The organism is Citrobacter sp. RHB25-C09, from assembly GCF_013836145.1.
In the GTDB taxonomy this organism is placed as follows: domain Bacteria; phylum Pseudomonadota; class Gammaproteobacteria; order Enterobacterales; family Enterobacteriaceae; genus Citrobacter_A.
This window is the reverse complement of sequence record NZ_CP057483.1, coordinates 2,033,640-2,048,675: the sequence shown is the minus strand read 5'-3', so window position 1 is coordinate 2,048,675 and position 15,036 is coordinate 2,033,640. Positions and strand designations below refer to the sequence as shown.

12 protein-coding genes and 1 pseudogene are annotated in these 15,036 nt (G+C 53.8%); 9 read left to right on the top strand and 4 right to left on the bottom strand.

Annotated features, from left to right (window positions below; all coding sequences use genetic code 11):
• The gene (locus HVY19_RS09540; protein WP_181684058.1) at window positions 1-855 is read left to right on the top strand and encodes an HlyD family secretion protein; all 855 of its coding nucleotides are present in this window, start codon (window positions 1-3) and stop codon (window positions 853-855) included.
• Window positions 856-2,929: pseudogene (locus HVY19_RS09535) on the top strand (FUSC family protein). It abuts the gene before it with no gap.
• Here HVY19_RS09535 and sodC read toward each other — a convergent pair.
• The 3 genes from sodC to HVY19_RS09520 all read right to left on the bottom strand — a co-directional run bounded on the left by sodC (window position 2,872) and on the right by HVY19_RS09520 (window position 4,661).
• Window positions 2,872-3,396, bottom strand: a complete 525-nt coding sequence (sodC, locus tag HVY19_RS09530; RefSeq protein ID WP_181684056.1) for a superoxide dismutase [Cu-Zn] SodC — start codon at window positions 3,394-3,396, stop codon at window positions 2,872-2,874. The pseudogene HVY19_RS09535 and the gene sodC overlap by 58 nt on opposite strands.
• Before the next feature lie 79 nt (window positions 3,397-3,475).
• Window positions 3,476-4,372 carry an aldo/keto reductase family oxidoreductase gene (locus tag HVY19_RS09525; protein ID WP_181684055.1) on the bottom strand — a complete coding sequence of 299 codons (897 nt, stop codon included), beginning with the start codon at window positions 4,370-4,372 and terminating at the stop codon, window positions 3,476-3,478.
• A 49-nt stretch (window positions 4,373-4,421) separates the two neighbouring features.
• Window positions 4,422-4,661: a DUF1289 domain-containing protein gene (locus HVY19_RS09520; protein ID WP_181684054.1), complete on the bottom strand. Its 240-nt coding sequence runs from the start codon at window positions 4,659-4,661 to the stop codon at window positions 4,422-4,424.
• Window positions 4,662-4,762: 101 nt separating this feature from the next.
• Between HVY19_RS09520 and HVY19_RS09515 the strand changes: the two genes are divergently transcribed.
• The 5 genes from HVY19_RS09515 to HVY19_RS09495 all read left to right on the top strand — a co-directional run bounded on the left by HVY19_RS09515 (window position 4,763) and on the right by HVY19_RS09495 (window position 12,587).
• Window positions 4,763-5,362 carry a TetR/AcrR family transcriptional regulator gene (locus tag HVY19_RS09515; RefSeq protein ID WP_181684053.1) on the top strand — a complete coding sequence of 200 codons (600 nt, stop codon included), beginning with the start codon at window positions 4,763-4,765 and terminating at the stop codon, window positions 5,360-5,362.
• A 57-nt stretch (window positions 5,363-5,419) separates the two neighbouring features.
• Window positions 5,420-6,517, top strand: a complete 1,098-nt coding sequence (locus HVY19_RS09510; RefSeq protein ID WP_181684052.1) for an alkene reductase — start codon at window positions 5,420-5,422, stop codon at window positions 6,515-6,517.
• A gap of 89 nt (window positions 6,518-6,606) precedes the next feature.
• Window positions 6,607-7,014, top strand: a complete 408-nt coding sequence (gloA, locus tag HVY19_RS09505) for a lactoylglutathione lyase (protein WP_181684051.1) — start codon at window positions 6,607-6,609, stop codon at window positions 7,012-7,014.
• Between the two features lie 102 nt (window positions 7,015-7,116).
• Window positions 7,117-7,764: a ribonuclease T gene (gene rnt, locus HVY19_RS09500; RefSeq protein WP_181684050.1), complete on the top strand. Its 648-nt coding sequence runs from the start codon at window positions 7,117-7,119 to the stop codon at window positions 7,762-7,764.
• Between the two features lie 143 nt (window positions 7,765-7,907).
• Window positions 7,908-12,587, top strand: a complete 4,680-nt coding sequence (locus tag HVY19_RS09495) for an ATP-dependent helicase (RefSeq protein ID WP_181684049.1) — start codon at window positions 7,908-7,910, stop codon at window positions 12,585-12,587.
• Between the two features lie 63 nt (window positions 12,588-12,650).
• On the opposite strand, the gene grxD is transcribed toward HVY19_RS09495, so the two are convergent.
• A complete protein-coding gene (gene grxD / locus HVY19_RS09490; protein WP_003832760.1) occupies window positions 12,651-12,998 on the bottom strand; it encodes a monothiol glutaredoxin 4 in 348 nt (115 codons plus the stop codon).
• Window positions 12,999-13,330: 332 nt separating this feature from the next.
• Here grxD and HVY19_RS09485 point away from each other — a divergent pair, with 332 nt between their 5' ends.
• Together HVY19_RS09485 and sodB are read left to right on the top strand one after the other, a co-directional pair.
• Complete coding sequence (locus tag HVY19_RS09485) at window positions 13,331-14,164, top strand: C40 family peptidase (protein ID WP_181684048.1); 834 nt, start codon at window positions 13,331-13,333, stop codon at window positions 14,162-14,164.
• Between the two features lie 255 nt (window positions 14,165-14,419).
• Window positions 14,420-15,001 (top strand): superoxide dismutase [Fe], encoded by a 582-nt coding sequence (gene sodB, locus HVY19_RS09480; protein ID WP_181684047.1) that lies wholly within the window; start codon window positions 14,420-14,422, stop codon window positions 14,999-15,001.
• Window positions 15,002-15,036 lie beyond the last annotated feature (35 nt).

Sequence of the window (15,036 nt, the reverse complement as noted above, 5' to 3'; positions counted from 1 at the left end):
ATGATGAAAAAACTTAAGTATTTCTCGACTATTCTGATCGCAATGGTTGCCCTGATGGCTGGATGGGCCTTATGGAACTATTATATGCAGTCTCCATGGACACGAGACGGCAAAATTCGGGCAGAACAGGTCAATATTTCGGCACAGGTTTCGGGGAGAATTGTCGATCTTAAGGTTAAAGATAACCAGTATATCCAGGCTGGCGATCTGCTGTTCACTCTCGACAAGACCCCTTTCCAGATCGCCGAACTGAACGCTCAGGCCGAACTGGCCAAAGCGCAATCCGAACTGGCAAGAGCGAATCACGAAGCAAATCGCCGCCGTCATCTGACGCAAAATGTCATTTCTGCCGAGGAGTTGGACACGGCGAATATGAACGTCAAGGCGATGCAGGCAAGCGTTGAGGCTGCACAAGCCACCCTTAAACAGGCAGAGTGGCAGCTAGGTCAAACGGATATTCGCTCCCCTGTTTCAGGCTGGGTCACTAATCTTTCAACCCGCATCGGCAATTTCGCCACTGCCGGACAACCCATATTTGCCCTCGTCGATAGCCAGTCTTTTTTCGTGATGGGTTATTTTGAAGAAACCAAGTTAAGACATATCCGCGTGGGTGCGCCGGCGCGAATTACGTTGTACAGCGGCAATACAAAGTTACAGGGTCATGTTTCCAGCATTGGACGTGCCATTTACGATCAAAGCGTCGAGAGCGATTCTGGCCTGGTACCGGACATCAAACCGAACGTCCCGTGGGTCCGCCTGGCTCAACGCGTCCCAGTGCGTATTACCTTCGACAAACTACCTGAAGACGTTACGCTCGTTGCGGGAACCACCTGTAGCGTTGCCATCGGGCAGTAAATGAAGCGCCTGACCTTTTCTCTCTTTAATACCCCGTGGTTGAAAGCAACCGCCGGACAGTGGCGCTATGCTTTGCGTAACACCATTGCGATGTGTCTGGCGTTAACCTTCGCCTACTCTCTGAATCTGGATGAACCCTATTGGGCGATGACGTCCGCTGCAGTGGTAAGTTTCCCGACCGTTGGTGGAGTGATCAGCAAGAGCCTGGGACGTATTGCGGGCAGTCTTCTTGGAGCCGTCGCTGCCCTGATCCTCGCCGGGCACACGCTCAACGAACCCTGGCTTTTTCTGCTGAGCATGTCGGCATGGTTAGGATTTTGTACCTGGGCCTGTGCGCATTTTACCAATAATGTGGCCTACGCTTTCCAGCTTGCAGGCTACACTGCCGCGATCATTGCCTTCCCGATGGTCAACACGCTGGAAATCACACAGCTTTGGGACATCGCCCAGGCCAGGGTTTGCGAGGTCATTGTCGGGATCCTCTGCGGCGGCATGATGATGATGATTTTGCCCAGCACCTCGGACGGTTCGGCCTTGCTCACCGCGCTGAAAAATATGCATGCCCGATTGCTGGAACATGCCAGTTTGCTATGGCAACCAGAAACCACCGACGCCATCCGTTCGGCGCATGAAGGGGTGATCGGCCAGATTCTGACGATGAATCTTTTGCGCATTCAGGCTTTCTGGAGCCATTACCGTTTTCGGCAGCAGAACACGCTGTTGAATTCGCTTTTACATCAGCAGTTGCGGCTTACCAGCGTTATCTCAAGCTTGCGCAGAATGCTCCTGAACTGGCCAACACCACCTGCGCAGACTCGGGACGTTGTCGAACAATTGTTAAATGCCCTTGCCAACCCCCGGACCGATTATTATACCGTCGCGCGAATTATCGCCCCGCTTTCACCTCGCGATATGAATGATTTCCGCCACGTCGCCTTCTGGCAGCGGCTGCGCTATTTTTGCCACCTTTATCTGCAAAATAGCCGTCAGCTACACTTGCTTGAAGCGGGTACGCCGGTGGGTCATATCACCGTTCGTCGCACGCCGGGTCTGGCACGACATACCGATAACGTTGAGGCCGTCTGGAGCGGCCTGCGCACATTTACCACGCTAATGGTGATTGGCGCCTGGAGTATCGGCTCACAATGGTCGTCAGGCTCGAGCGCGTTGTCGCTGGCTGCGATCAGTTGCGTTCTTTATTCTGCCGTAGCCACACCGTTTAAATCGCTTTCGCTGTTGATGCGCACGCTGGTGCTACTGTCATTATTCAGCTTTATCGTTAAGTTTGGCCTGATGGTACAAATCAGTGAGCTATGGCAGTTCCTGCTGTTTCTTTTTCCACTGCTGGCAACGATGCAATTATTAAAGCTGCAAATGCCAAAGCTGGCTGGATTATGGGGGCAGTTAATTGTCTTTATGGGTTCGTTTATCGCCGTCACCAATCCTCCGGTCTATGACTTTGCCGGTTTTCTGAATGACAACACCGCGAAAATTATCGGCGTCGGCATTTCATGGCTGGCATTCGCAGTACTCCGCCCTGGGTCGGACGCGCGCAAGAGTCGCCGCCATATTCAGGCGCTGCGTCGGGATTTCGTCGATCAACTCAGCCGCCATCCTGTCCACAGCGAACATGAGTTTGAATCATTAACGTATCATCACGTCAGCCAGTTGAGTAATAGTCAGGATGCCCTCGCGCGCCGCTGGTTACTGCGCTGGGGCGTGGTGCTTTTAAACTGCTCACATGTGGTCTGGCAGCTACGTGCCTGGGAAGCGCGTTCAGATCCACTTTCGCGAGTCAGAGATATTTGTATTTCATTATTACGCGACGTGATGAGTGAGCGCGGCGTTCAGCAGCGTTCACTCGCCGCCACACTCACGCAGCTGTTACATATCTGCGAAACGCTGTCTCACCATCATCAACCCGCTGCGCAAGAGTTGGCGGCGATAGTCTGGCGACTGCATTGTTCGCTTTCTCAGCTGGAACAAGCGCCGCCACAGGGAACGCTCGGTTCCTGATTACTTGATCACCCCGCAGGCGAAGCGCGCACCTCCACCACCGAGCGGTTTAGGCTGATCGGACATATTATCGCCACCCACATGGATCATCAGCGCTTTATCTTTGACATCATTCAGTGATTTCAGGCGCGGTGCCACGACGGGAATTATCGCCCGGCCTTCGTTGTTGACGACCAGTACAGGCAGGTCGCCCAGATGGCCGTCGCCGTCGGGACCCGCATGTTTACCGGATTTATGCGGGTCAAGATGCCCACCAGCCGCCTCTGCAGCGGAGGCTTTACCCTCTTTGATAGCTGGCTGGCAGCTTCCGTTAGCATGAACATGAAAACCATGTTCGCCAGGGGGAAGCGCTTTAAGATCCGGCGTAAACTCCAGCCCTTTCTCCGTTTCAGCGATGGTCACCTCGCCAATGGCTTGCCCGATGCCCTGGGCGGTGACCATGTTCATTTCGACTTTCTCACTGGCTGCTTGCGCGCCAGTACACGCTAACAGGGTGATGATGATCAGATGTAATTGTTTCTTCATAGGACCTCCGTTCAGTGTGCATTCCCATTAAGTGTAAACCAGTGTCGCATTTTCGAACGGGAGATCCGGGATTTAGCAATTACGGTACATCGTAACCTAATGCGGCCTTGCGAATACGGAACCACTGCTGACGGCTCATCGCCAGGCTTTCGGCCCCAATCGACGCCCGCACGCGCTCGATTTTACCAGAACCGATGATCGGCAGTGGCTGAGACGGCAGACGTAAGATCCAGGCATAAACGACCTGTTCTATAGACTGTGTGTTGAGTTCCTCAGCTACGACAGCCAGTTCATCGCGCAGTGGCTGGAATGCCTCATCATTGAACAGTCGGCCTCCGCCAAGACAGGACCATGCCATCGGGCGAATGCGCAGTTGCTGAAGCTGATCCAGCGTACCGTCCAGCAGCAGCGGCTGATGAACCGGGGAGATTTCGACCTGGTTGGTTGCCAGGGTGAACGGCAGGCGCGACTGCAGTAAGGCAAATTGCGCAGGCGTAAAGTTTGACACGCCGAAATGACGCACTTTTCCACTCTGATGCAAATGCTTAAAGGCTTCGGCAACCTCATCAGCATCCATTAGCGGATCCGGACGATGGATTAACAGCAGGTCCAGACGATCGGTCGCGAGGTTTTTGAGGGACTGCTCTGCACTCTTCACAATGTGATCGCGATCGGTAATGTAGTGACCAAGGGCATTTTCCGGACGAGCCGTCGTCGCAATTCCACATTTTGTGACAATTTCCATGCGCTCGCGTAAATGCGGAGCCAGTTTCAGCGCTTCGCCAAAGGCGGCTTCACAGGCATAACCACCATAAATATCGGCATGGTCTACAGTAGTAATACCTAAATCCAGGTGCTCTTCAATAAAGCTGACCAGCTCTCTTGCGGACATGTTCCAGTCCATTAACCGCCAGTACCCCATCACAAAGCGGGAAAACTCCGGGCCTTGCGGCGCAATAGTAATACGCTGAACCATAACTGCTTCCTCGTGAATTAAACTGCCCCGAGTATATACAATTACCGCCTTAAAAGAGTGAAGGCTGTTGAGGTTCTTCGGGTTCCACCGGTTTATTTGCCCGCATTTTACGCAGCAGGCGTTGTCGACATAACCGCAGCACCTCTTGTTTCTGCGCATCGCTCATCGTTTGCCAGTTAAAACGCTCATCCCGGCTACGCATGCATCCCCGGCAAAAACCACGCTCGTCAGACTGACAAATTCCCCGGCATGGGCTCTGGACAGGGAAAAACTCCAACTGCTCCGCCACATCCCCTCCTCATACTTTGCTTTTCACTCTATTGAAGACGCAAAGACGATTTCTGGCAACCCACCTTGCATTAGACCGACTGGTCTATTATACTCGCTTTCATGACAAAACAAACTGAATACGATACCCGCGAGCATCTGCTGGCAACCGGTGAGCGACTCTGTATGCAGCGTGGCTTTACCGGCATGGGGTTGAGCGAACTGCTTAAAACCGCCGAAGTGCCAAAAGGGTCGTTTTATCACTATTTTCGCTCGAAAGAAGCGTTCGGCGTTGCGATGCTGGAGCGGCATTTTGCTGCTTATCATCAGCGTCTGACAGTCCATTTCGAGACGGGAGCCGGAAACTACCGTGACCGGATCCTTGCGTATTATCAGGAAACCCTGAATCAGTTTTGCCAGCAGGGCATTATCAGCGGTTGTCTGACAGTGAAGCTCTCCGCTGAGGTCTGCGATCTGTCAGAAGATATGCGTACTGCGATGGACAACGGTGCGAGGCAGATTATGGCGATTCTGGCGCAGGCGCTGGACAATGGACGAGCCAATGGTTGCCTGACGTTTAGCGGCGAGCCGTTGCAACAGGCACAGATCCTGTATGCCCTGTGGCTGGGGGCAAATCTGCAGGCCAAGATTTCGCGCAGTGCGTCTTCGCTTGAAAACGCGCTGGCGCATGTGAAATGTATTATTGCAGCGCCTGGTGTTTGACAGGCGTTTTATTTCATTACTGACTAGACGACCGGTCTATTCGAACCTGGAGCAATTATGTCTTCTGCAAAACTGTTTACCCCATTAAAAGTGGGCGCGATTACTGCACCAAACCGCGTATTCATGGCACCGCTCACCCGCTTGCGTAGTATCGAACCCGGTGACATCCCAACACCGTTAATGGCCGAATACTATCGTCAACGCGCCAGCGCGGGGCTGATTATCAGCGAAGCGACGCAAATTTCCGCTCAGGCGAAAGGCTATGCTGGCGCACCAGGTCTGCACAGTGATGAGCAAATTGCCGCGTGGAAAAAAATCACCGCTGGCGTGCATGCTGAAAACGGTCGCATCGCCGTTCAGCTATGGCATACCGGTCGTATTTCGCACTCCAGTCTGCAACCGGGCGGCCAGGCTCCGGTGTCGGCTTCCGCAATCAGCGCAGGCACCCGTACCTCTTTACGTGATGAAAACGGGCAGCCGATACGTGCAGAGACGTCCATGCCTCGCGCACTGGAAACCGAAGAAATTCCAGGAATCGTCAACGATTTCCGTCAGGCGATTGCTAATGCTCGCGAAGCCGGTTTTGACTTAGTGGAACTGCACTCCGCCCACGGCTACCTCTTGCATCAGTTCCTCTCCCCCTCCTCCAACCAGCGTACTGACCGCTATGGCGGCAGCGTTGAAAACCGCGCCCGTCTGGTACTGGAAGTGGTGGATGCCGGGATTGAGGAATGGGGAGCGGACCGCATCGGTATTCGTGTTTCACCTATCGGCACATTCCAGAATGTCGATAACGGACCGAACGAAGAAGCCGACGCCTTGTACTTAATTGAAGAGCTGGGTAAACGTGGTATCGCTTACCTGCATATGTCTGAGCCGGACTGGGCTGGCGGTAAACCGTACACCGACGCATTTCGTGAAAAAGTGCGTGCCCGTTTCCATGGACCCATCATCGGTGCGGGTGCGTATACCCCAGAAAAAGCCGAATCGTTAATTGAGAAAGGATTGATTGATGCCGTCGCGTTTGGTCGCGATTACATCGCCAACCCGGATCTGGTCGCCCGTCTACAGCGCAAAGCCGAGCTGAACCCACAACGTAGCGAGATGTTCTACGGCGGCGGCGCAGAAGGCTACACCGACTACCCGACGCTGTAAGACAGAATTCCTTCATTGATAGCGGCGCAACAACGCCGCTATACTAAAATAACAGTTTGAATGTCTTGACCATTTTTAAGGGGATAACAATGCGTTTACTTCACACTATGCTGCGCGTTGGCGACTTGCAACGTTCTATTGATTTCTATACCAACGTGCTGGGCATGAAACTCCTGCGCACCAGTGAAAACCCGGAATATAAGTACTCCCTGGCGTTCGTAGGCTACGGCGCAGAAACTGACGAAGCCGTGATCGAACTGACGTATAACTGGGGTGTGGATAAATACGATCTGGGCAACGCCTACGGGCATATCGCCCTGAGCGTCGATAACGCCGCTGAAGCCTGTGAGCGTATTCGCCAGAACGGCGGCAACGTTACTCGGGAAGCCGGTCCGGTCAAAGGTGGCACCACGGTCATCGCCTTTGTGGAAGATCCTGACGGTTATAAAATCGAACTGATCGAAGAGAAAGACGCTGGTCGCGGTCTGGGTAACTGATCCCTGCCGGGCGCAGTTCCCGCTGCGCCCGTTGTTTTACTGCATCAAAGCGTATTTTTTGGCATAATGCGCGCTGCAATTTTTCCGTATTAAGAGAGTCTGATGTCCGATAACGCTCAACTTACCGGTCTGTGTGACCGTTTTCGTGGTTTTTATCCTGTCGTCATTGATGTCGAAACGGCAGGGTTTAACGCCAAAACCGATGCGCTGCTAGAGATCGCCGCCATCACGCTGAAAATGGATGAGCAAGGCTGGCTGATGCCGGACATGACACTGCATTTCCATGTTGAACCCTTTGAAGGGGCAAATTTGCAGCCAGAAGCCCTGGCGTTCAACGGAATCGACCCGAGCAATCCGCTGCGCGGCGCGGTCAGTGAATACGACGCCCTGCATGCCATTTTCAAAATGGTGCGCAAAGGTATTAAAGACAGTGGTTGTAACCGCGCCATCATGGTTGCCCACAATGCAACTTTTGATCACAGCTTTATGATGACCGCCGCAGAGCGTGCCTCACTTAAGCGCAATCCGTTCCATCCGTTTGTCACTTTTGACACCGCAGCGCTAAGTGGCCTGGCATTAGGACAGACGGTGCTGTCGAAGGCCTGCCTCGCTGCTGGTATGGAGTTTGACGGAACGCAGGCCCACTCGGCGCTATACGATACCGAAAGGACTGCCGTACTGTTTTGCGAAATTGTTAACCGCTGGAAGCGTCTGGGCGGTTGGCCGCTACCGCTACCCACAGAATCCTGATTATCGGGCCCGATGGCCGTCGGCTATCGGGTTTTTGTCCCTCCCCCTCATACTGTATATTTGACCAGTATCAATACACATTCCCTTTTTCCCGCTATTCTGTAACAAGGTCAGGTTCGCAACCGTCATAAGGGACAGGGAGAATGTCAGAACTCAATGCATCGTTACCTCACCTGCCGGATATATTCACTGAGGCAACTCGCAACTGGTTTACCTCGGCCTTTCGTCAGCCAACGCAGGTTCAGTCCCAGACGTGGAAGGTGACCGGTGCGAATCAACATGCCTTAGTCATTGCCCCAACCGGTTCCGGTAAAACGCTGGCTGCGTTTCTCTATGCGCTGGACAGACTGTTTCGTGAAGGCGAACAACGACAAGAAACCCCCTCTTCAGCCAAAGAAAAGAAAGTCACGCGGATCCTGTATCTGTCTCCGATCAAAGCGCTGGGAACAGACGTACAGCGCAACCTGCAGATCCCTCTACGCGGGATCGGCGAAGAACGTCATAAGCTCGGTGCGCCCGAGGTCACGATCGCGGTGGGGATCCGCACAGGAGACACCTCCACACAGGAGCGGGCAAAACTCAGTCGCAACCCGCCCGATATTCTCATCACCACACCTGAATCGCTTTACCTGATGCTGACTTCCCGCGCCAGAGAAACGTTGCGCGGCGTTGAAACCGTCATTATTGATGAAGTTCATGCGGTAGTGGGAACCAAACGCGGCGCGCATCTGGCTCTCAGTCTCGAACGCCTGGATGCCCTGCTCACCAGACCAGCGCAGCGTATCGGGCTGTCAGCAACAATACGCTCTGTTGCAGATGTTGCCGCCTTTCTTGGTGGAGATCGGCCGGTTACCGTTGTCAATCCCCCCGCCACACGCCAACCGGATATCCATATTGTTGCACCCGTTGCTAACCTGGATAACGTATCTGCCGACGCTCCCGGCACCGAAGAGAATGACGATTCAGGAAGAGAAGGATCAATCTGGCCGCAGATCGAGTCAGGTATTCTCGAGCAGGTGCTTCATCACCGCTCGACCATTGTCTTCACCAATTCACGCGGACTTGCGGAAAAACTCACGGCCAGGTTAAACGAGCGCTACCTGGCGCAAGTACAACGTGCGGGCGCTCCCCAGTCGGAACCGGTGCACTATGCGTCGTCTTCGGGGTCCACCAGCAATCGGGCGCAGGACGCGCAGGCATTTATTGCCCGGTCGCATCATGGGTCAGTGTCCAAAGAACAGCGGGCGGTGACGGAACAAGCGCTTAAATCCGGCGATCTTCGCTGCGTCGTGGCGACGTCAAGCCTCGAACTTGGCATTGATATGGGTGCAGTCGATCTGGTAATTCAGGTCGCGACCCCGCTTTCCGTTGCCAGCGGACTGCAACGGATAGGCCGTGCCGGGCATCAGGTTGGCGGTGTATCAAAGGGGCTGTTCTACCCGCGAACCCGGCGGGATCTGATAGATTCCGCCGTGATTGTAGAATGTATGTATGCCGGAAAACTGGAAACGCTTACTCCGCCCCGCAATCCGCTTGACGTCCTCGCGCAACAAACCGTCGCAGCCGTGGCGATGGATGCGCTTAACGTTGACGACTGGTTCGCCACCGTTCGACGTGCTGCGCCGTGGAAAGATCTGCCAAGAAGCGCTTTTGACGCCACGCTGGATATGCTGGCCGGGCGCTACCCTTCAGGTGATTTCTCAGTTTTTCGTCCGCGCATTATCTGGAATCGCGAAACCGGACTTCTGACCGCACGCCCTGGCGCACAGCGTCTGGCCGTAACCAGCGGCGGAACGATCCCCGACCGGGGTATGTTCAGCGTTATGCTACCGGAAGGTGAGGAACAGGCAGGTTCACGACGCGTGGGAGAACTTGATGAAGAGATGGTGTATGAATCACGCGTCAACGACATCATCACGCTGGGTGCCAGCTCATGGCGGATCCAGCAGATCACCCGCGACCAGGTCATCGTCACTCCTGCACCTGGACGTTCCGCCCGTCTTCCCTTTTGGCGAGGTGAAGGCGTTGGTCGCCCGGCCGAACTGGGTGAGCAGATTGGCGATTTTATTCATGCCATGGACGAAGACAACGTCGGGCAAGTCGTCTCTTCCAGACTGACCGATGCGAATGTTGTGAGCAATATTAAAGGGCTGATCGAAGATCAAAAGAAGGCCACCGGCGTGCTTCCGTGGAGTCGACATCTGGTACTGGAACGCTGTCGGGACGAGATGGGCGACTGGCGCGTTATGCTGCACTCTCCGTATGGTCGCCGGGTTCACGCGCCGTGGGCGCTGGCTGTTACCGGTCGTATTCAGGCGCTGTGGGGGGCAGATGCCTCTATCGTTGCCAGCGATGACGGCATCGTTGCACGAATTCCGGATACCGACGGTAAATTGCCTGACGCGGCTATTTTTCTGTTTGAACCGGAAAAGCTGCTGCGTATTGTCCGCGAAGCGGTAAGCAGCACCGCGCTTTTTGCTGCCCGATTCCGTGAGTGCGCCGCACGTGCCCTGCTGATCCCAGGCCGTTCACCGGGGCATCGGTCCCCACTCTGGCAACAGCGCCTGCGCGCGGGTCAACTGCTGGAGATCGCTGCCGGATATCCTGATTTCCCCATCATTCTGGAAACTGCCCGCGAGTGTCTACAGGATGTCTACGATCTCGAGGCGCTTGACCAGCTTATGCGGCGACTCAACAACGGTGAAATTCAGATATCCGAGGTCACAACCGCTACGCCATCCCCCTTCGCTACGAATCTTCTTTTTGGCTATGTGGCTGAATTTCTCTATTCAACGGACACGCCGCTGGCAGAACGGCGCGCCTCGGTGCTGGCACTGGACAGCGAGTTGCTGGGCAATCTGTTAGGCCAGGGCAATCCACTGGAATTACTCGACCCGGTTATTGTCCGTCAGGTCGAGGACGAACTTCAGCGTCTGGCGACAGGCAGAAAAGCGCAGGGTATTGAAGGCATTTATGACCTCCTACGGGAGTTAGGGCCGATGAGCGAAGATGAGCTCACGGCGCGACATGAGGGCACCGCTGACGAAATTCGCACCTGGCTGCAGCAGTTAATTGACGACAAGCGAGTGTTTGTTGCCGTCATTGCAGGTATTCCGCGCCTGGCCTGTATGGATGATGCCACCAGCCTTCGTGATGCATTAGGTGTGCACTTGCCGCCCTCCCTGCCACAAGCGTGGCTGCATCCGGTAAATACACCGCTGCGGGATCTTTTCCTTCGCTACAGTCGTACTCATGCGTTATTCACCACCGCACAGATTGCAGAAGCGTTTGGGCTGGGTATCGTCGTCGCGGATGAACTTCTCCAGCCGTTACGGGACCAGGGATTGCTCATTTTCCTACGCACAGAGGAATCTACCACCCCGGGAGGGATCCGCTCTGCCATCTGGGTAAGCGAGGAGGTTTTTCGTCGGCTGCGCATTCGCTCATTGCAGGCGGCCAGAGAAGCTACCCGTCCGGTTTCAGCACAAATCTATGCACGGCTGCTGCTGGAGCGTCAGGGGGTGCTCTCAACCACTGACGGCAGCGCGGCACTCTTTGCAGGAACCGGCATCGGAACGCTGGAAGGAAGTGACGGTGTAACGCGCGTCATAGAGCAACTGGCCGGACTCGCACTCCCTGCGTCACTGTGGGAGAGTCACATCTTACCCGCCAGAGTCCGTGACTATTCACCGGATATGCTTGATGAACTTCTCGCCACCGGAGAAGTTATCTGGTCCGGAGAGAAGAAACTCGGTGACGATGACGGACTGGTCGCTCTGCATTTGCGTGACTATCTGGCCGAAACCCTGGCCCCAGCGAGCAGCGAAAACCACACACTTTCAGCGATCCAGCGCGCTATTCTGGATGTGCTGTCAGGTGGTGGTGCCTGGTTTGCCCAACAGCTCAACACAATGATCCGCAGCAAATTCGAAGCCCCGTTAGACGATGATTCCATCTCCCCTGCACTTATGCACGAAGCGCTCTGGGGACTGGTCTGGCAGGGCTATGTCACCACAGATATCTGGGCCCCCTTGCGTGGGCTGTCTCGCGCCGCCGCCTCTACCCGGCATCAACCCCGACGTTCAACGCGCATGCGTCGAGGTCGGCCGGTTTATCCCTCCCGCCCGATAAGCCATATTATGCCTGTCTCGTACAATACGCCTGCGCTGGCCGGCCGCTGGTCGCTGTTGAGTACAGAAAAACTCAGCGATACCGAGCGGATGCTGGCCAGCGCCGAGAATATGCTCGACCGCTACGGGATTATCAGTCGCCAGGCCGTGGTTGCCGAATATATCCCCGGCGGTTTCCCTGCCATGCAGACTCTGTGCCGCAGCATGGAAGATAGCGGGCGTATCCTGCGTGGACGCTTCGTCGAGGGGATGGGTGGCGCGCAGTTTGCTGAGCGAATGACCATCGATCGGCTTCGCGAATTGTCCGCTCAAGGAAAAGATAATCAGACCTACACGGCCGTCGGCTTGTCCGCAGCTGATCCCGCAAACCCGTGGGGCAATTTTCTGCCCTGGCCTGCCCATTCTTCAACGCTCGCACCTACCCGACGTAACGGCGCCTTTGTTGTCATTTGCGGTGGCGTTTTAAAACTGTATCTTGCCCAGGGTGGAAAAAAAATGATTGTCTGGACGGAGAAAGAGGCTATGCCATCAGCTGACATTTTCCGTTCGCTAACCGACGCGTTGCGTCGCGAACCAAGGCTACGTTTTACGCTTACTGAGGTTAACGATCAGCCAGTACGACAGACCAGTCTGTTTACACTGCTACGGGAAGCGGGATTTACCAGTTCACCACAGGGGCTGGATTGGGGATAGAGGCATTGATGTGAAAAGGAGCTTTCCTGACGACAGGAAAAGCTCCTTTAAAACGGGTACAGATTACTCTGCGTCTGGTTCTTCAGTTTTGTATTTTGCAGCAGTTTCTTTAATCAACTGCTGCAACTCACCGCGCTGGTACATTTCAATGAGAATGTCGCAGCCGCCAACCAGTTCACCATCTACCCACAGTTGTGGGAAAGTCGGCCAGTTAGCATATTTCGGCAGTTCAGCGCGAATATCCGGGTTTTGCAGAATATCCACATAGGCAAAACGCTCACCACACGCGGAAAGTGCCTGCACAGCCTGGGCAGAGAAGCCGCAGCTTGGCAGTTTTGGTGAACCCTTCATGTACAGGAGAATCGGGTTTTCAGCGATCTGGCGCTGGATTTTTTCGATAGTGGTGCTCATTGTCTTGCTTCCTTAACTTCTTTTACGGCAGTTGACTGACATTGTAGCGGGTCAGACCAACATCGGAAAATAACATTTTCATCACGTTTACTATTTTATCGTCTGACGACCAAAGTTGCATTCCTAATAGCACTTCAGGCCACCGTTATATACAGATTGTCGGTTTGAGCATCAAATTCCACTTTGGCTGATGAATTTTTTTGCACTCAGTAGCGAAACACTATTTTTAACAATAAAAGCTATTAACAATCGTTGTTTCTATAGATTAGAATCCTAACGTTTTGTAAATCACACGCAGGTATGATTCAACCTGCCTTAACCGAGGACTGCCAGTGGCGCGGATAAACCGGATTTCGATCACGCTCTGTGCTTTACTTTTTACATCTATTTGCGTTCTGCCTTCAGCACATGGCTCAAGGCACGCCAGCACTACATCTGAAGTTACACATACAAAAAAAGCATCTGAAAAAAAGAAAAGTACCGTAACGGCCAGAGCCAGTAATAAAACCAGTAAAACAGCCAGCAAGCCCTCCCGTAAAACCACTGCTAAAACTAAAACCGTCTCTTCCAGCAAAAAGCCCACTGCCGCTTCTACTAAAAAAACCAAAACCGTCAGCCGCAAAGCGAAATCTGCGGTCAAGAAAACCGCAGCGGTAACCTGGACAGAGAAATGCACGCCGCGCAAAGGGCGTAAGCCGCATTGCGTAAAGGTTAAAGGCAGCATGCCGGGGACGATTGCCGACGCGCATAAAGTAAAAATGCAAAAGGCAACCTCGACGGCGATGAACAAATTGATGAGCCAGATCGGTAAGCCGTATCACTGGGGCGGTACTTCTCCGCGCACCGGTTTTGATTGCAGTGGCCTGGTCTATTATGCCTATAAGGATTTGGTGAAATTCCGTATTCCACGTACCGCAAACGAGATGTATCACCTGCGTGACGCGGCACCGATTAAGCGTGGTGAATTAATGAATGGCGATCTGGTGTTTTTCCGCACTCAGGGACGTGGAACGGCAGATCATGTCGGCGTGTATGTCGGTAACGGAAAATTCATTCAGTCGCCGCGCAGCGGTCAGGAAATTCAGATCACTTCCCTCAGCGAAGACTACTGGCAGCGCCACTATGTGGGCGCGCGTCGGGTTATGACGCCTAAAACCATTCGATAAAACTTACCCTGTTGTTCAGTCAACAGGGTAAGTTCTTCTTTTGCCACACCTTTCAATTTGCTACCCTATCCTTACGTACAATAGGGTTATTGTGCGAATGTATAATTTTAAATCCCTGAATGGTTTGGGGTGCAGAATGGCAGCAAGGGAGTGACTCGAATCCCCGGTGGCTTATCACTGTAAGTGGCTGGGGTGAACGTGTGCAGCTAACGCATCTGCAGCCTGGAGCATGACGGGAAAATAAGGAGAGAAGCAATGTCGTTCGAATTACCTGCACTACCGTATGCTAAAGACGCCCTCGCGCCGCATATTTCGGCTGAAACGCTGGAGTATCACTACGGTAAACATCACCAGACGTATGTCACCAATCTGAACAACCTGATTAAAGGCACCGCGTTTGAAGGAAAGTCACTGGAAGAGATCGTGCGTAGCTCTGAAGGTGGTGTATTCAATAACGCGGCTCAGGTCTGGAACCACACTTTCTACTGGCACTGCCTGGCACCAAACGCGGGGGGTGAACCGACCGGTAAGCTGGCTGAAGCCATTGCCGCTGCTTTCGGTAGCTTTGCTGAATTTAAAGCACAGTTTACCGATGCCGCCATTAAGAACTTTGGCTCTGGCTGGACCTGGTTAGTTAAAGGGAAAGAGGGGAAACTGGCTATCGTATCTACGTCAAACGCCGGTACGCCGCTGACGACTGATGCCACGCCGCTGATGACCGTTGATGTCTGGGAACACGCCTACTATATCGACTATCGTAATGCGCGTCCTGGCTATCTGGAAAACTTCTGGGCGCTGGTGAACTGGGAGTTTGTCGCGAAAAACTTCGCTGCATAATCTGTTAAATGCCTGATGGCGCTAACGCTGCCATC